The organism is Streptosporangium sp. 'caverna', assembly GCF_003203775.1.
GTDB lineage: Bacteria > Actinomycetota > Actinomycetes > Streptosporangiales > Streptosporangiaceae > Streptosporangium > Streptosporangium subroseum.
The window spans coordinates 8183046-8199495 of the sequence record NZ_CP029711.1; the positions used below are offsets into that span (position 1 = coordinate 8183046).

Consider the following 16450-nt stretch of genomic DNA (forward strand, 5'->3'; position numbering starts at 1 on the left):
CCAGGAGACGTCGTCCAGGAGATACGGCCGCTTCTGTCGGGGGGCGATGCGTCCGGGATCGGAAATGACCGGACCCGTCCGGCCGGGGTGCCGGCACAGCTCTCCACCGGCCGGACCACGCGTCTTCGCCCGAGGAATCCGGCGCCGGCCGGGGGTCAGAGCTTCCTGCCGACCCCGCTGTATCCCATGCTCGCCAGTTCCGGGCTCACGGACTCGGGCGGTTCGACGAGCGGCCAGAAGTTGACCAGGCCGGGGCCGACCATCTCGAAGTCGCCGAAGAAGCCGGCGATCGCCTCACGGCCCCTGGGCACGAACGGCGAGTTCGCCCGCTCGTAGATCGCCGAAATGCGGGCCATGGTTTCGGGGCGGGCATCGGTGCCCGCGTGCGAGATGGCCAGATAGCTGCCGGCCGGGAGAGCGGCCCTGTAGGCGGCGACGATCTCCTGAGGCCCGTCCTCGTCCGGGACGAGGTGGAGCAGGAACATCATCAGCACCGCGACCGGCTCGCGGAAGTCGATGAGCGCACGGACCTCGGGCGAATCGATGATCTCCCGGGGCGTCCGCAGGTCTCCCTGGATCATGATCACTTTTTCCGGCTCGACGAGGATCGCGCGACCGTGGGCGCAGACGACCTCGTCGTGGTCGACGTAGACCACGCGGGTGTCCGGGGCGAACCGGTGAGCGATCTCGTGCACGTTCTCCTGGGTCGGCAGGCCGGAGCCGATATCGATGATCTGACGGATTCCCATCTCGCCGACCAGATGCCGCACGACGCGGGCGATGAGCTCACGTCCCTGCCGCGCGACCTCGTGCATCTCCGGCGCCACGCTGAGCACCATGTCGCCGACCACGCGGTCGGCGGCGAAGTTGGTTTTGCCGCCGAGGTAGTAGTCGTACATTCGCGCCGCGTTCGGGATATGCGGGTCGACGCCCTGAGGTGCTGTTTCTTCGGTCACAGTCGCTCCCTGCCGATGATCGCCCACTCAATCGCGATCATAAGCCGACTGATCAGCAGAAAATACTCCCGATTTCCCCGATAACGGCTTTCTCCCCCGAACTCCCCCGAACGCCGAGCGGGATCCGGCGAGGCCTTCCGTGACCTTCCGGTGCCACCCGCGAAGCCCTTTCACGCCGGTACGGTTTGCGCCGCCCCCGAATGGGCGCAAGCCGTACCGGCGTGAAGGGAGATGTCAGCCCGCGAGGATCCGTTCGTCTTCCAGGTAGCGGGAACGACCCGCGTACCATCCGGCCACCAGCTGCACGGCGATCACGGCGAGCAGGAGCAGGAACGGCAGCGTCCAGTTGCCGGTCGACTCGTACAGCACGCCGATGAGCAGCGGCCCGGCACCCGCGATGAGGTATCCGGTGCTCTGCCCGAAGGCGGACAGCGCGGCCGTCGCCTCGGGGGTGCGGGTGCGCAGGGCGAGCATGGTCAGCGCGAGCGGGAACGATCCCATCCCCACGCCGACCAGGAGCGCGAAGATCCAGGCCAGGGAGGCGGGCGCGAGCCAGAGCCCGAGGAAGCCGACCGTGTAGAAGGCCACGAACGCGACCACCATGGGCAGTTGGTCGGAGAACTTGGACGAGATCCAGGGCACGACCAGCGAGACCGGGATACCGATCGCGGTGAAGACGCCCAGCACCAGCCCGGCCTGCCCGGTGGTGTAGCCACCGTCGATGAGAATCTTGGGCAGGAAGCCGAACATGATGTAGGCGACCATGCTCTGCGTGCCGAAGTACGCGGCGACCGACCAGGCCAGCTTGCTCCGGATAAGTGTCCGGGGACCGAGCAGTCCCCCGCTTGCGCTGTCCCGCTCCGGCTCACTGCGCGACAGCGCAAGCCACGGAATGGCGGCGACAGCGGCCAGCGCCGCCCACACCCCGAGGGCAACATGCCAGTTGCCGTCGGCGGCCCGCTCGATCGGCACGGTCGCGGCGGCCGCGAGCATCGTGCCGACCGCGAGGGCGGTGGTGTAAACGGTGGTCATGGTCCCGGTCCGAGCCGGGAAGTGGCGCTTGATCAGGCTGGGGATGAGCACGTTGCCCACCGCGCCGCCGGACAGCGCCAGGGCACTGCTGTACAGGAAGATCTCGGCCGAGGCCACCATCGAGCGGATCAGCAGGCCGGCGCCGAGGACGACCAGGGCGAGCAGCAGCAGCCGGTGCTCCCCGATCTTCCTGGACAGTGCCGGGGTCACCGCGCCGACCGTGGCGAAGATGAGCACGGGGAGGGTGGTGAGCAGCCCGACCCCGACCCCGGACATGCCGAGACCGGACGAGATGTGGTTGAGGACCGGTCCAACGCTGGTGACCGCGGTGCGCAGGTTCAGTGCGGCGAGGACGATTCCCAGTACGAGCAACCAGGCGAGAGATCCAGCGGATCCACCGGTGCGGCCCCTTGTCTCATGGGTTAGCACGCTCATACGGGGCTCAGTCCTCCATCGATAGGTCATCCAATCGTAGGATGATTGGCCGACCTTGACCCTAACAGGACCGAAACGTCACTTTGTTCCTGATCACTGCAAACCCCTGACAACGTGAAAACCGGGCCGCCCCCTGCCTTACAGGGCGTGACCCGGTTCTCTCATACTTCAGCCGAGGACGTCGGGCACCCGGATGACCAGCGCACGGACCTCAGGGGCAGGCGCCGGACGCGGGTGTCAGGGCGTGGGGCGCCGGACGCGGGTGTCAGAGGCGCGGCCCCGGAGTGGGAGGCAGTTCCTCCCCCGGGCGCCTGCCGGCCGGCGGCAGCGGACCGCTGCCGGGCGGGGGAAGCGCGGACTCCGGCGGATACTCCTGGCCCACCGTGCGCGGAGGCGCGGGCTCATCGAAACCGTAACCGCCTCCGGTGCCGGGACGCTCGTCCAGGCCCCGGCTTCCGCCCGGTACCTCATCGACCGGGCCCTCGCCCCGCTCGTGCGGGCCGGGCACCTCTCCGCGCCATGCGCCGGTCTCGCCGCCGTGAGCCTCGATGAAGGTCTTGAAGCGCTCCAGGTCGCCGCGGATCCGCATGCGGACGATCTGCAGCCAGTCTCCGACGGTCTCGATGAAGCCCTCCGGGTCGTACTCCAGCTGGAGCGTGACGCGGGTGGAGTCGGGAGTGAGGTGGTGGAACGTCACCACGCCGGCCTGGTGCGGCCCGTCCACCGACTTCCAGGCCACTCGCTCGTCGGGGTGCTGCTCGGTGATCTCGGCTTCGAAGTCGCGGCGGACTCCCGCGATCTCGACGACCCACGCCGTACGAGTGTCGCTCAACTGCTTGATCGACTCGACGCCCTCCATGAACTCAGGAAAGCTCTCAAACTGGGTCCATTGGTTGTATGCAGTCCGGATCGGGACATTCACATCGACGGACTCTTCGATCGTGCTCACAGTCATGCCTCCCTTTTCGCGGGTTCGCGAAGCATGCCTGCCCGAGGAGATCCGGGCCTAACTACCTGCGGCGCAAAAGCCAGTAAAGGCCAAGGAGTGGCAGAACCAGGGGAATGAACAGATAACCACTGCCGTAACCGGACCAGACCGTGGCGCGCGGAAAAGCCTCGGAGTCCACCATGCTCAGCGTCCCGATGATGAGGACCCCGGCCAGCTCGACGCCGCAGGCGGCCAGCGCCAGCGTCCGGTTCCCCCTGACCAGCGCCACGGTGAGAACGATGTAAACGACGGCGGCGAACGCCGACAGCGAGTAGGCCAGCGGGGCCTCCCCGAACTTCGTCGCGATCTGGACGGCCGCGCGGGACCCGGCCGCGAGGGCGAACACCCCGTAGACCGCGACCAGCGCACGCCCCGGCCCCGCTCCGATCGCCGGCTCGCTCATACCGCCCCCTGCCAGATCTGCAACATGCGCCCGATCATTCCAGGGATCGCGAAACCCGCCACCGCGATCACGGCCGGGCCCCAGCGCGAGCGCTCGCCGACCCCCCAGAACACGGCCACCGGCGGGATCACCAGGGAGCCCGCGACATAGCCGATGAGGGTGGCGGTCTCGTCCGGTCCCTCTCCCCGGACCATCCCGGCGATCACGAACCCCGCCTGGACGAGCAGGCCGAGCTCCAGCACCCCGAGCCCGACGAGGAGCACGGTGCCCATCGCCCTGTTCCGCATGCTGGTCAGGAGACTGACCAGTGCGATCACCAGCGACAGCACGATCAGGCCTGTCGCGAGCGGGCCGATCATGGAGACATCAGTGGATCAGAGAACATGAGCAGCAGGGTACTGCCCGCCCTCCTCGCCCTCATCCTCGCGGCACGTAGTCTGAACCCGTGGAGAGGATCCTGGTCAGCGCCTGCCTGATGGGGCGGAAGGTCCGTTACGACGGAGCCGCCAAGGCGAGCGGCGACGCGCTGCTGGCCACCTGGCGACAGGAGGGGCGTCTCATCCCGTTCTGCCCGGAGGTCGAGGGCGGGCTGCCCGTCCCCCGCCCGGCCGCCGAGATCGAGGACGGCGCCGGGGGCGCGGCCGTGCTCGCGGGGACGGCCCGGGTGCTGACGACCGGAGGGGCCGACGTCACCGAGGCTTTCCTGGCCGGGGCCCGATCGGCGCTCGCCGTCGCCCGGTCTTTCGACGTGAAGGTGGCGATCCTGAAGGAGGGCAGCCCCTCCTGCGGCAGCCTGACCGTCTACGACGGAACCTTCCGTGGCCATCGCATGCCCGGCATCGGCGTCACCACCGCCCTTCTCGAGCTGCACGGCATCACGGTGTTCAACGAGGAGCACATCACCGACGCCGGAGTACGGCTGCGCGAGCTCGGCGGAGCCCGCTGAACCCCGCCGGTCCCGTTTTCCGCAGGCACCGCATCGTTGCAGGTCAGCGGCTATATCTCATCCAACGCCGTGAGTGATCGTCCCGGGCCGATCGGGGCCACGTGCGGAATGCGGGGCTAGTACTCCCAGAGATCGGTCCGGTTCTCCCCGCCGATGCAGAAGACCGACGAGCCGTGCGCCCCCTGGACGAGATCCACCCGGATCCAACCGGCGTTCTGCGACACCTGGGCCGTGTAGCCCGCGTTGGGGGCGGCGGTGATCAGTCGGCACGCTCCGTCTTCTATGACAAACGAGACCGAGCCGCCCTTCACATTCACGACCCGCACGTTCTCGTTCGAGGCCGCCGCCTGGTTCTCCGGTTTGGGCGCCGCGGACGACCGGGTCGCGCGGGGGGTCGAAGACGCCGAAGGCGACGCGACCGCCCTGGGAACGGAGGTCGCCCGGGTCCGGGCAGGGCCGGGGGTCTTGGAGCTCCGCGTGCGAACCGGCGCCGGGGCGGTCTTCGCCGGAGAGCGAACCGGCTGCGGCTGGGCCGTGTTCCGGGCGGATGAGGTCGGCGTGGCACGAGGGGTCGGGCTCCGCCTGTCCGACGAGGTGGCCGACGTGCTCGGCGTGCCGAGGGCCAGCGGTCCCGTCGGCGCCCCCTGCGGAAGCGGCGCGTTCCTGACCCCGGTGAGCGCCGCGCTGATCGGTTCGATCTTCACGTCGTCGAAGACCTGACTGCGCAGCACGTCACGAACGCCGAACCAGGCGACCGAGATCGCCAGGACGGTGGCTCCGCACCACACCGCGATGAAACCAAGCGTTTGGCGCATGCGGTGAATTATTACCTCTGTGTCTCAATATGTCTCAATGTTCACTACGGTTACGTCGCATGGCGACGGTTCTCGTGGTGGAAGACGACGAGTATGTACGCTCCGCGATCATTCAGGAGCTGAGCAGGCGCCAACACGCCGTGCGCAGCGCGGGGCGTGCTCTCGATGCGTTACGGGAGATCACTCAGGATCCTCCCGATGCGGTGATCCTCGATCTCGGTCTGCCCGACCTGGACGGGGCCGAGGTGCTGAAGATGGTCCGCAGCATCTCCAGCGTCCCGGTCATCGTGGCCACCGCCAGGGACAACGAAGCGGAGATCGTCCGCCTGCTCCAGGCCGGAGCGGACGACTACCTGGTCAAACCGTTCTCCGGCGATCATCTGAACGCCCGGCTGGACGCCGTACTGCGCCGGGCCCGGAGCACGACCCCGCCGCCGGTGCTGTGCATCGGCAAGCTCGAGGTGGACCTGAACCGGCGTGAGGCCGCCGTGGACGGTGCGCCGCTCACCCTGACCCGGCGCGAGTTCGACCTGCTCGCCTACCTCGCCGCCCGCGCCGACCGGGTCATCTCCCGCAAGGAACTGCTCACCGAGGTGTGGCAGCAGTCCTACGGCGACGACCAGACGATCGACGTCCACCTGTCGTGGCTGCGGCGCAAGCTCGGCGAGAGCGCGTCCGCGCCCCGCTACCTGCACACCGTGCGCGGCGTCGGCGTCATGTTGGTCACCCCGTCATGAGACGGACCCTGGCCCTGCTCGCCGTCGCCGCGACGTCGATGGTCGCCCTGGCCTTCCTGATCCCCCTCGGGCTCATCGTCAGGGAGATCGCTCACGGCCGGGCCATGGCCGAGGCCGAACGGCAGGCCTCCGCGCTGGTCCCGGTGCTGGCCATCACCGTGGACCCGGCCCGGCTGACCCACGCGGTGCTCAGCACGGGAGCACGGGACCGGATCGCGGTCCACCTGCCCGGCGGCGGCTCGGTGGGCAGGGTCAGGGCCGACGCGGAGACCGTGGCGGCGGTCTCCCGGCTGACCCGGGCCATCACCTCGGAGACGAGCACCGGCTACCTCCTGCTGCGCCCGGTCGCCCTGGACGGAGACCGGACCGTGGTCATCGAGATCTTCGTGCCCTCGAGCGACCTCAGCCGGGGCGTCGCCACGTCGTGGGCGGTGCTGACCGGGGTCGCGACGGTGCTGGTCGTGGGCTCGGTGCTGGTCGGCGACCGGCTGGGGGTGCGGGTGGTGCGCTCGGCCCGGCGCCTCGGCCGGGCGGCGAGCGCCCTGGGCGCCGGGGACCTCAGCGTCCGCATCGAGCCCGAGGGCCCACCCGAACTGGTCGCCGCAGGGGAGGCGTTCAACACCATGGCCGACCGGGTGGTCCAGTTGCTGGCCGCGGAGCGGGAGATGGCCGCCGACCTGTCGCACCGCCTGCGCACACCTCTGACCGCGCTCAGGCTGAGCCTGGACCACCTGGGGCCCGAGGCCGAGCAGAGCCGCAGGTCCCTGAGCCGGTTGGAGTCGGAGGTGGACGAGATCATCGCCGCGGCCCGGCGTCCCTCCCGAGCGCCGAAGTTCGTCTACTGCGACGCCGCCCAGGTGCTGCGCGAGCGGTTGACCTTCTGGTCCGCCCTGGCGGAGGACCAGCAGCGCCCGTGGGAGCTGATCGGCGCGTCCACGCCCATCCGGGTCCCGGTCGCGGCCGGCGAGCTCAACGCGGTGGTCGACGCCCTGCTCGGCAACGTCTTCCGGCACACCCCGGAGGGGACGGCGTTCACGGTGACCCTGCATCAGGGCTCCGGCACCGTCGGCATGCTGATCGCCGACGCGGGCCCCGGGATCTCCGACCCCGAGACGGCACTGCGGCGGGGGGCCAGCGGCTCGGGGTCCACCGGACTCGGCCTGGACATCGCCCGCCAGCTCGCCGAGTCCTCCGGCGGCGCGATGAGGATCGACGCGTCCTCCCTCGGAGGCGCCAGGGTGCAGCTCTGGTTCCGCACCGACCAGCGCGACCCCACGCCGCGCGCGACCCGGCGACTGGTCGGCAACCGCTGGTCTCGTAAAAAGGCGACCCGCTGAGGACCCCGTCTGCGCCTTCCACGACGTATTTCACAACGGAAACGCCCCCGAGTTTCACAATGGGGAACACCCCCGAGCTAAACGAGGCCGCATCCCGGATCCGAGCAACGAGGCCATGTCCCGGCCCTGCGTCGGGCCCAAGCGAAGCGAGGCCCGTCCCAGACAGTGAGCGAAGCAAGGCACCACCCCAGACCCGAGCGAAGCGAGACCCCGCGTCGGGCCCAAGCGAAGCGAGGCCATGTCCCGGATCCCGAGCGAAGCGAGGCCCCGCGTCGGCCCAAGCGAAGCGAGGCCAGGTCCCGAGCGGCGAGCGAAGCGAGGCCCGTCCCGGATCCCGAGCGAAGCGAGGCCACACATCGGGCCCAAGCGAAGCGAGGCCAGGTCCCGAGCGGCGAGCGAAGCGAGACACCGGGGGCCGCGGGGGCAGAGCCCCCGCACCGGGGGGCTCGGGGGGTCGTCCCCCCGTGTAAACGACGAAGGGGCCCGCCGCGAGCAAGCTCTCGCTTGCGAACAGCAGACCCCAGCCACAAGTGGAGCTATGGGGATTCGAACCCCAGACCTCCTCCATGCCATGGAGGCGCGCTACCAGCTGCGCCATAGCCCCTGGTCACCGCTCCGAGTCTTCTCGTCGCGGCGCTCCGGAAGCATATAAGGACACCCGCGAGTTCACCTAATCGACGACGGTACGGCTCGCGCCCGCCATTTTCGGGCGCAAGCCGTGCCTCGAGATCACTCTTCCGTGGTCTCGGGGCTGTCGTCGCTCCGGACCGGTTCAGGCAGGGTGCCGGCGTTGTGCTCAAGCAGGCGCCAGCCCTTACGAGCTTCCTCCAGCACCGACCAGGAGCAGTTTCCCAGACCGCCGAGAGCGGGCCAGAGCTCCTGCGGCAGGTTCATCAGTCTGGCGATGCCGAGCCGGATCGCCGCCCCGTGGGAGGCGACCACCAGCAGGCCGTCGGAGTCGAGCTCCGCCGCCCAGCGGCGGATCGACGACGACACCCTTTCGGCGACGTCGGTGACCTGCTCGCCGCCCGGCGCCTCCCAGGCGGCGAACTCGCGAGGCCAGCCGGCGAAGATCTCATCGCGGGTGAGGCCCTCCCACTGACCGCCACCGCGCTCGCGCAGGTCTTTGTCCACGGAGACGTCCAGGCCGGTGATGCGGCCCAGTGCCCCGGCGGTCTCGAAGGCCCGCTGGAGGTCGGAGGAGACGATCATGCTGGGACGGAGTGCGGCGAGCAGCGAGGCCGCGCGGGCCGCCTGCGCGACGCCTGTCTCGTCCAGCGGGATGTCGGAGTGGCCCTGGAAACGGTGTTCGACGTTCCACAGCGTCTGGCCATGCCTCAGGCAGACGACACGACGACTCACTCAGTTACCTCGGTTACCGCCTCGCGGGCGCGCTGGGCGGCGACCTGGGTGACGCTGTCGGGCAGGGCGATGGAGGGGCAGTCCTTCCACAGGCGCTCAAGCGCGTAGAAGGTGCGGTCCTCCTCGTGCTGGACGTGCACGACGATGTCGATGTAGTCCAGGAGGACCCAGCGCCCTTCGCGCTCTCCCTCGCGGCGGACCGGCTTGGCATCGGCCTCGATCCGCAGGCGGTCCTCGATCTCGTCGACGATGGCGTGGATCTGACGGTCGTTGGTGGCGGAGCAGAGCACGAACGCGTCGGTGATGACGAGCTGGTCGCTCACGTCATAGGCGAGGATGTCATCGGCCAGTTTGTCGGCCGCCGCCTCGGCGGCGAGCCTGACGAGCTGAACGGATCTTTCGGTTGCGGTCACGGTGTGGGTCAGTCCTCCTGCTAGTCGGCGCTGTCACCTATCAGGGTGCCCGATTCTGTGCTTCTTGAAGAGCCGTCCTCGGGACAACGCCCATCGTGCGCCACCCGATTCCGTGCCGCAAACGAATTGACGGCCGATCAGGGGCGCACCTCGCGGTACAGACCACGTTTGTTGATGTAGTGCGAATGATAACGCCTCAATCAGGGCGTACGCGCGCTATGGCTGGTCAGAGCACGTTTCCGGATTCCACCGTTTTTCGTTGATCTCGGTGGTTTTTCATGGTCGCGTGACCTCTTCGGCCACTGTCTCCGGGGCCCGCGATTGGCGGACCGATCTTCGGAGCCTGCCGCCCACCACTCGCCCCTCCCGGGACGGCGCCTCGGAGCGGACACGCGAGGAACGGTTGCGGCCGGAGCAGGGGGTGAACGACGTATGTGCTGGTCAGTCGCCCTTTTTCTGGTAGAGACCGCGCTTGTTGATGTACTGGACGATGCCGTCGGGCACGAGGTACCAGATGGGTTGGCCCGAAGCCACTCTTTCCCGGCATTCCGAGGACGAGATGGACAGCGCCGGGATCTCCACAAGACTGACCTTGCCCTCCGGCAGGCCGGGGTCCTGCAGGAGGTGGCCGGGCCTGGTGGCACCGACGAAGTGCGCGGTGGTGAAGAGTTCGTCGACGTCACGCCAGCTCAGGATCTGAGCGAGGGCGTCGGCGCCGGTGATGAAGAACAGGTCGACGTCCGGCCCCCAGTCGCTGGAGATCTCCCGCAGGGTGTCGATGGTGAAGGTCGGGCCGGGACGGTCGATATCAACCCGGCTCACCGAGAAGCGCGGGTTGGACGCGGTCGCGATGACCGTCATCAGGTAGCGATCCTCAGGCGCAGAGACCGTTTTGTCGGCCTTTTGCCATGGGCGTCCGGTCGGCACGAAAACCACCTCGTCGAGGTCGAAATGGTGCGCGACCTCACTGGCCGCCACCAGGTGACCGTGGTGGATCGGGTCGAAGGTTCCGCCCATAACGCCCAGACGCCGCCGTCCTTGATCGGTAGGCGCGTTCATCATGAAATGGACCATACGCTCAAGCCGCACACAGCTTTTAATCACCCCCCGCGCATGGCAGGCGGGCCCGACGTAGCATGCCGGACATGACCACCACCCCGGATCGCAACCGCGTGCAGCTTCCCGGCATCAGCTCGCGCGCCTACGAACATCCCGCCGATCGGTCCGCGCTGGTCGCCCTGCGCACGCTCAGCGGGTTCGACACGGTGCTCAAGCAGATGTCCGGCCTGATCAGCGAGCGCCGACTGCGCCTGATCTATCTTGCCTCCGCTGTGCGCACCAGCGATACCCAGTTCCGCCTCCTGCACGACATGGGCCGCGACGCCGCCTACACGCTCGACCTCCACCGCATCCCCGAGGTCTACGTCGAGCAGAACCCGATGGTGCAGGCGAAGGCGATCGGCTTCGACGACCCGTTCATCGTCGTCACCACCGGTCTGCTCGACCTGATGGACGAGGAGGAGCAGCGCTTCGTCATCGGACACGAGACCGCCCACATCCTGTCCGGCCACGCCGTCTACCGCACCATGCTGGACATTCTCACCCGCCTTGCCACCCGCGTGGCCTGGATCCCGCTCGGCTACATCGGCCTGCGCGCGATCGTGGCGGGACTGGAGGAGTGGCACCGCAAGTCCGAGCTCTCCGCCGACCGCGGCGGCCTGCTCTGCGGTCAGGACCCCGACGCGGCCCTGCGCTCGCTGATGAAGCTCGCCGGCGGCTCGCGCCTGCACGAGATGAACATCGAGGCCTTCCTCGACCAGGCGCGCGAGTACGACACCGCGGGCGACGTCCGCGACGGCTTCCTCAAGGTCCTCAACCTGCTCGGCACCACCCACCCGTTCGCGGTCTCCCGGGTCGCCGAGCTCGACAAGTGGCGCCGCAGCGGCGACTACGAGGCGATCCTCGCCGGCAACTACCCCCTCCGCACCGACGACGCCGACGCCAAGATCTCCGAGGAGGTCAGGGCCGCCGCCCGCTCCTACCGCGAATCCTGGTCACAGTCCCAGGATCCCTTCATCGGCGTCCTGCGTGACGTGGCCGAGGGCGCCGTCAACGCCGGAGAGCGCATCTTCAACCGCTTCTCCCGCCGCGATGGGAATTAAACGAGAATTTACCAAAGGGCCTGGGAGACAGCCTCCCAGGCCCTTTCTCGCATAAGTCATATATGACACGGAAATATCGGTTCTCGGCCGCAGTGCGTGACGGCGCCGACCCATTGTCCGAACGTCTCCCGGAAACCTCAACCCATGGCGGCTGACCTGCCGTTCGGTAATCCAGTGCCCGAATTCGCCGGCAGGACGCCCAGTGATTACCACGGTTTCGACGCGAACCTCACGCCGAAGTCACCGGGATCAATGCCTCCTCACGGACAATCCCCGCAGCTCGGTAAGGGCCCGCTCAGAGACGCCGGCGACCTCTGGCCGACGCGCGGAAAGGAACTTCCTCGAAGCTAGACCAGCAGGGCGATCGCGCGCACGGCCGCGGAGCACAGGGCGACGAATCCACCCAGTACGGCAAGCGCGCGCAGCCCCTCCTTGCGGAGTTCGGGGATCTCAGAACCGATCCGCTCGATCTCCCTGCCGATGAGCCCGCCGCAGACGACGCCGAACACGATGCCCGCGACGGCGACCGGAGCGGGTCGCAGCCACCAGTCCGGCGGCAGCGACCCGCCGAGGATCAGCCACAGCGTGGCGCCGGCGAGCCCCGCCGCGGGCAGTCCCGGCCAGGCGAGTGCGGTCAGCAGCGCTCCTATGAAGGTGAAGGGGAAGTTCACCACGCGCAACATGCCCCGGACCCTGGCTGATTTGCGCTTCCTGACCAGCCAGTGCCCGGCCCAGACCGTGCGGGCCAGCACGACGAACAACCCGGTGACGGCGAAGGTGGCCAGCGGCCAGATCACCGTGGCCACCACGCAGGGAACGGCCAGCACCGCCAATAGGAGTAGTGCCGCGTTCCCCGCGGGCAACGGCCCCGCCCTGCCCTCCGCCGCGAGCTCCACCGCCTGCGCACCGTCGGCCTGCCCGCCTTTGGACGTCCTCCCTGCGGCTCTGCTCCCCGTCCTCGTGGAAGCCGCCCGAGGCCGGGAGGGCTCACCCGACGCGCCCCCGGACCGTCCGCCACGAGATGGATCACCCGCCGCGGAACCCTGCCGCCCAGGACGCGGGGACTCGCCCGTCGCGGAACCCGATCGCCCGGAACGCGAGGACTCACCGGCCGCGGGAACCTGTCGTCCGCCACGGGACGTGCCGTCGCCGGTCGCCGGACGCGCTCCCCGGGCGGACCCGGCGGCTTCATCCGTTCCGGTGGCCGCTCGCGGCCCACGAGCGGGCTCCGTCAGCTTGGCGGTCTTGGCGGTTTTGGTCGCGGAGCGCCCGCCCCGTGCGGGATCCTCGGCCTTGGCTCCCGGCTTGGATCGGGACTCCGGCTTCTTCGCCGCGCTCGAGTCGGCCTTCTCGGCAGCCGGCCTGACCGCTTTGAAGGACGCCGGCTCGGATGGGGCCGCACGGGCGAGACGGCCTATGCGGCCGGCGAGGAGAGCCGCCGTAGGGCGTTTGACCGCCTCGCGGTGGAGGGCAGCGCGGATCAGGGGCAGCAAGGCCGCGGGAATGCCCTCAAGGTCGGCGAGTCCGTTGAGGATGGCGTACATCTGCGCCTCGACCGTGCCCCCGCCGAACGTGGGGCGTCCCGTCGCGGCGAAGGCCACGGTGGCCGCCCAGGCGTGCACGTCGGCGGGCTCGCCCACGAGCTCGTCCGCGAACACCTCGGGAGCGGCGTAGCTGGGGGTGCCGAGAAAGGTGCCGGTCAGGGTGAGCCGCGTGGCGTCCAGGACGTGGGCGATGCCGAAGTCGATCAGGACGGGCTCGTCCTCCGCGTTGACCAGCACGTTGGCGGGCTTGAGGTCGCGATGGACGACCCCGGCCGCGTGAATGATCGACAGTGCTGTGGCCAGTCCCTGGGCCAGGGTGAGCAGCCCGGCCCCCTCCAGCGGGCCGTCGCGCCGTACGCGCTCCAGGAGGGTGTCTCCCTCGATGTGCTCCATGACCAGATAGGGCCGGTCACCCTCGAGGTCGGCGTCGACGACGCGGGCGACATAGGGACTCTCGACCCGGCGGAGGGCGCGAACCTCCCGCTCCAACCGGATGCGGGCCTCCGAGTCGGCGTCGACGACCTCGTGGAGCATCTTGAGTGCGACGTTCTCACCACGCCTGCTTGAGGCCAGGTATACCTCGCCCATGCCGCCTCGGCCGAGGCGGTCCAGCAACGTGTAAGGGCCGACGCGCCCCAGACGACCCATGTGACCTCCTGCGTCGGCCACATGGGTCCAGGACCGCTGCGCCTCCCGGGTTGCTCGCTCTCGCTCGCTTCCCTGCTCTTCAGCCGTAGGAGACCACACCATAGCGGGCAAGTGCGACGATTTTCCGTCGGCACGCCGTACTCACCGGAAGATGCTCTCCAGCCACGGCTCGGCCGGCCGACGGCGAACGGCAGGCGTGACCGACGGCTCGACGCCCCGATGGCCCGTGCCGGAATGTCCTACCTGGAGCCGGCCTCACCCGAGGCGATGACCGTACCCGCGTCGGTGCGCAGGTGACCCTCACCGGTGTAGACCCACTTGGTCGAGGTCAGCTCGGGCAGGCCCATGGGACCACGCGCGTGCAACTTCTGGGTGGAGATGCCGATCTCCGCGCCGAAGCCGAACTCGCCGCCGTCGGTGAACCTGGTCGAGGCGTTGACCGCCACGGCCGCGGAGTCGACCAGCGCGACGAACCTGCGGGAGGCGCTGACCGAGCGCGTGACGATCGCGTCGGTGTGGCCCGAACCGTACTTCCTGATGTGCGCGACCGCGTCCTCCAGCGAGTCGACCACGGCGGCGGCGATGTCCAGCGAGAGATATTCGACGCGGAAGTCCTCCTCACCGGCGGGCACCACGGCGCCGTAGGCGGCGACACGGGCGTCACCGTGCACCGTCACCCCCTCCGCCGCCAGCGCGGCGAGCGCGCGCGGCACGAAGTCGTCGGCGACGGCGGCGTGCACCAGGAACGTCTCCGCGGAGTTGCACACCGAGGGCCGCTGAACCTTGGAGTTGATCAGAATCTCGATCGCGAGGTCCTGATCCGCGTCGGCGTCGACGTAGACGTGGCAGTTGCCCACGCCGGTCTCGATCACCGGGACCGTGGACTCCTCGACCACCGAGTTGATCAGGGAGGCGCCGCCGCGCGGGATCAGCACGTCCACCAGGCCGCGAGCCCGCATGAGCTCCTTCACCGAGTCGCGGGTCAGGCCGGGAACCAGCTGCACGGCTCCCGCGGGGACCTCGGTGCCCGCCAGCGCGTCCTGCATGATGGCGACGAGGACCGTGTTCGACTCGTAGGCGCTGGACGAACCGCGCAGCAGGGTGGCGTTGCCGCTCTTGAGGCAGAGCGCCGCGGCGTCCACGGTCACGTTGGGGCGGCCCTCGTAGATGATGCCGATCACGCCGAGCGGGACCCGGAGCTGGCGCAGCTCCAGCCCGTTGGGGAGCGTGTTGCCCCGGATCACCTCACCGACGGGGTCGGGCAGGTCCGCGACCTGACGGACCGCCTCCGCGATGGCCCCGATGCGGGCTTCGTCGAGCCGGAGCCGGTCGACCATGTATTCGGAGATCCCGTTCTCCCGGGCCTTCTCCACGTCGAGCGCGTTGGCCGTGACGATCTCGCCGGACCTGGCCACGAGCGCGTCGGCGATCGCACGGAGCGCGGCGTCCTTCGGCGCCCGCGGCAGCGGGGCCAGCTCGGCGGCGGCCTCTTTAGCCGCCAGGGCTACCTTCAGGAAATCCTCGGACATCTCGCGCTCCAAAAGAACTAGTTGTGAGACTCCAGTATGACGATGTCGTCACGGTGGATCAGCTCACGTTCATATTCCGGACCCAGGCTGGCGGCCAGCTCCCGGGTGGAACGACCGAGCAGCTCCGGGATCTCCCCCGCGTCGAAGTTGACCAGGCCGCGGGCGACCACCCGGCCGAGCGGCCCGCACAGGTCGACCGGGTCCCCCGCCGCGAAGTCACCCTCGACCGCGGTGACCCCGGCGGGCAGCAGCGACTTACGGCGGCCCACCACGGCCTCGACGGCACCGGGATCCAGGTGGAGCCGGCCGCGGCCCGTGGTGGCGTGGGCCAGCCAGAGCAGGCGGGTGCCCGGGTGGCGGCCGTCGGGGTGGAAGAAGGTGCCGACGTCCGTGCCCGCCAGGGCCTCGGCGGCACGCGCGGCGGCGGTCAGGACCACCGGCACACCCGCTCCGGTCGCGATCTTGGCGGCCTGCACCTTGGTGACCATCCCCCCGGTGCCCACCGCGCCGCCTTTGCCCAGCTCGACCCCGACGAGGTCCTCGGGGCCGCGCACGTCCGCGAGCCTGCGGGCGCCGGGACGGCGAGGATCTCCGTCGTAGAGGGCGTCCACGTCGGACAGGAGCACCAGCGCGTCGGCCCGGGTCAGGTGGGCGACCAGCGCGGCGAGCCGGTCGTTGTCCCCGAAGCGGATCTCGTCGGTGGCGACGGTGTCGTTCTCGTTGACCACCGGGACGATGCCGAGCTCCAGCAGCCGGGCCAGCGTGCGCTGGGCGTTGGCGTGGTGCGAGCGGCGCATCATGTCGTCGGCGGTCAGCAGCACCTGGCCGACACGCAGGCCGTACCGGGCGAAGGAGGAGGTGTAGCAGGCCACCAGCACGCCCTGGCCGACCGAGGCCGCTGCCTGCTGGGTGGCGAGGTCACGCGGCCGGGCGGACAGGCCCAGCGGGCCGAGACCGGCCGCGATCGCGCCGGAGGAGACCAGCACGACCTGCGTGCCGGTCTTTCGCCGGGTGGCGAGCACGTCGACCAGGGCGTCCACCCGGTCGACGTCGATCATCCCCTGCGTGGTCGTGAGCGAAGACGAGCCCACCTTCACGACGAGGCGCGAAGCCGTACGAATCACATCGCGCACAGACTCCACA

The 16450-nt window shown here is 69.5% G+C and carries 16 protein-coding genes and 1 tRNA gene; 4 read left to right on the top strand and 13 right to left on the bottom strand.

The genetic code is table 11. From position 1 onward, the window contains the following. Window positions 1-155: 155 nt before the first annotated feature. The 5 genes from DKM19_RS35165 to DKM19_RS35185 form a co-directional block, all read right to left on the bottom strand. Entirely contained in the window at window positions 156-956 is an 801-nt protein-coding gene (locus DKM19_RS35165) for an SAM-dependent methyltransferase (RefSeq protein WP_110701762.1), read from the bottom strand. A gap of 234 nt (window positions 957-1190) precedes the next feature. After that, on the bottom strand, window positions 1191-2360 hold the full coding sequence (locus DKM19_RS35170; RefSeq protein WP_239513748.1) for an MFS transporter: 1170 nt from the start codon (window positions 2358-2360) through the stop codon (window positions 1191-1193). 328 nt (window positions 2361-2688) lie between these two features. Beyond that, window positions 2689-3372 (bottom strand): SRPBCC family protein, encoded by a 684-nt coding sequence (locus DKM19_RS35175; protein ID WP_110701766.1) that lies wholly within the window; start codon window positions 3370-3372, stop codon window positions 2689-2691. 61 nt (window positions 3373-3433) lie between these two features. Then, a complete protein-coding gene (locus DKM19_RS35180; protein WP_110701768.1) occupies window positions 3434-3814 on the bottom strand; it encodes a hypothetical protein in 381 nt (126 codons plus the stop codon). Then, complete coding sequence (locus DKM19_RS35185; protein ID WP_110701770.1) at window positions 3811-4173, bottom strand: hypothetical protein; 363 nt, start codon at window positions 4171-4173, stop codon at window positions 3811-3813. Before DKM19_RS35185 ends, DKM19_RS35180 begins: the two co-directional genes overlap by 4 nt. An 86-nt stretch (window positions 4174-4259) precedes the next feature. Between DKM19_RS35185 and DKM19_RS35190 the strand changes: the two genes are divergently transcribed. Further along, entirely contained in the window at window positions 4260-4760 is a 501-nt protein-coding gene (locus DKM19_RS35190; protein ID WP_110701772.1) for a DUF523 domain-containing protein, read from the top strand. A 116-nt stretch (window positions 4761-4876) separates the two neighbouring features. Here DKM19_RS35190 and DKM19_RS50060 read toward each other — a convergent pair whose 3' ends face one another. After that, window positions 4877-5575, bottom strand: a complete 699-nt coding sequence (locus DKM19_RS50060) for a hypothetical protein (RefSeq protein ID WP_162641997.1) — start codon at window positions 5573-5575, stop codon at window positions 4877-4879. A 59-nt stretch (window positions 5576-5634) separates the two neighbouring features. Here DKM19_RS50060 and DKM19_RS35200 point away from each other — a divergent pair, with 59 nt between their 5' ends. Beyond that, complete coding sequence (locus DKM19_RS35200; protein ID WP_110701777.1) at window positions 5635-6312, top strand: response regulator transcription factor; 678 nt, start codon at window positions 5635-5637, stop codon at window positions 6310-6312. Next, a complete protein-coding gene (locus DKM19_RS35205; RefSeq protein WP_110701779.1) occupies window positions 6309-7649 on the top strand; it encodes a HAMP domain-containing sensor histidine kinase in 1341 nt (446 codons plus the stop codon). Before DKM19_RS35200 ends, DKM19_RS35205 begins: the two co-directional genes overlap by 4 nt. A gap of 531 nt (window positions 7650-8180) precedes the next feature. Here DKM19_RS35205 and DKM19_RS35210 read toward each other — a convergent pair. The 4 genes from DKM19_RS35210 to nadD all read right to left on the bottom strand — a co-directional run bounded on the left by DKM19_RS35210 (window position 8181) and on the right by nadD (window position 10486). Next, window positions 8181-8253 (bottom strand) — tRNA-Ala (locus tag DKM19_RS35210). Between the two features lie 125 nt (window positions 8254-8378). Beyond that, window positions 8379-9011, bottom strand: a complete 633-nt coding sequence (locus tag DKM19_RS35215) for a histidine phosphatase family protein (protein ID WP_089207645.1) — start codon at window positions 9009-9011, stop codon at window positions 8379-8381. Continuing rightward, entirely contained in the window at window positions 9008-9424 is a 417-nt protein-coding gene (rsfS, locus tag DKM19_RS35220; RefSeq protein ID WP_110701781.1) for a ribosome silencing factor, read from the bottom strand. Before rsfS ends, DKM19_RS35215 begins: the two co-directional genes overlap by 4 nt. A gap of 441 nt (window positions 9425-9865) precedes the next feature. Beyond that, window positions 9866-10486, bottom strand: coding sequence for a nicotinate-nucleotide adenylyltransferase (gene nadD / locus DKM19_RS35225; protein ID WP_110706215.1), 621 nt, complete (start codon window positions 10484-10486; stop codon window positions 9866-9868). Window positions 10487-10560: 74 nt separating this feature from the next. Here nadD and DKM19_RS35230 point away from each other — a divergent pair, with 74 nt between their 5' ends. Then, complete coding sequence (locus tag DKM19_RS35230; protein ID WP_204358378.1) at window positions 10561-11586, top strand: M48 family metallopeptidase; 1026 nt, start codon at window positions 10561-10563, stop codon at window positions 11584-11586. Window positions 11587-11933: 347 nt separating this feature from the next. On the opposite strand, the gene DKM19_RS35235 is transcribed toward DKM19_RS35230, so the two are convergent. From DKM19_RS35235 to proB, 3 genes are all read right to left on the bottom strand, one after another. Continuing rightward, a complete protein-coding gene (locus tag DKM19_RS35235; protein WP_110701783.1) occupies window positions 11934-13778 on the bottom strand; it encodes a serine/threonine-protein kinase in 1845 nt (614 codons plus the stop codon). A gap of 239 nt (window positions 13779-14017) precedes the next feature. Beyond that, entirely contained in the window at window positions 14018-15307 is a 1290-nt protein-coding gene (locus tag DKM19_RS35240) for a glutamate-5-semialdehyde dehydrogenase (RefSeq protein ID WP_110701785.1), read from the bottom strand. Window positions 15308-15324: 17 nt separating this feature from the next. Next, window positions 15325-16449: a glutamate 5-kinase gene (gene proB, locus DKM19_RS35245; RefSeq protein ID WP_204358379.1), complete on the bottom strand. Its 1125-nt coding sequence runs from the start codon at window positions 16447-16449 to the stop codon at window positions 15325-15327. Window position 16450 lies beyond the last annotated feature (1 nt).

Coding starts and splice junctions, on each gene's coding strand:
- nadD (WP_110706215.1), bottom strand. CDS start 10,486: ATGATGAACGCGCCTACCGATCAAGGACGGCGGCGTCTGGGCGTTATG.
- DKM19_RS35240 (WP_110701785.1), bottom strand. CDS start 15,307: ATGTCCGAGGATTTCCTGAAGGTAGCCCTGGCGGCTAAAGAGGCCGCC.
- DKM19_RS35185 (WP_110701770.1), bottom strand. CDS start 4,173: ATGATCGGCCCGCTCGCGACAGGCCTGATCGTGCTGTCGCTGGTGATC.
- DKM19_RS35200 (WP_110701777.1), top strand. CDS start 5,635: ATGGCGACGGTTCTCGTGGTGGAAGACGACGAGTATGTACGCTCCGCG.
- DKM19_RS35235 (WP_110701783.1), bottom strand. CDS start 13,778: ATGGGTCGTCTGGGGCGCGTCGGCCCTTACACGTTGCTGGACCGCCTC.
- DKM19_RS50060 (WP_162641997.1), bottom strand. CDS start 5,575: ATGCGCCAAACGCTTGGTTTCATCGCGGTGTGGTGCGGAGCCACCGTC.
- DKM19_RS35230 (WP_204358378.1), top strand. CDS start 10,561: ATGCCGGACATGACCACCACCCCGGATCGCAACCGCGTGCAGCTTCCC.
- DKM19_RS35205 (WP_110701779.1), top strand. CDS start 6,309: ATGAGACGGACCCTGGCCCTGCTCGCCGTCGCCGCGACGTCGATGGTC.
- DKM19_RS35180 (WP_110701768.1), bottom strand. CDS start 3,814: ATGAGCGAGCCGGCGATCGGAGCGGGGCCGGGGCGTGCGCTGGTCGCG.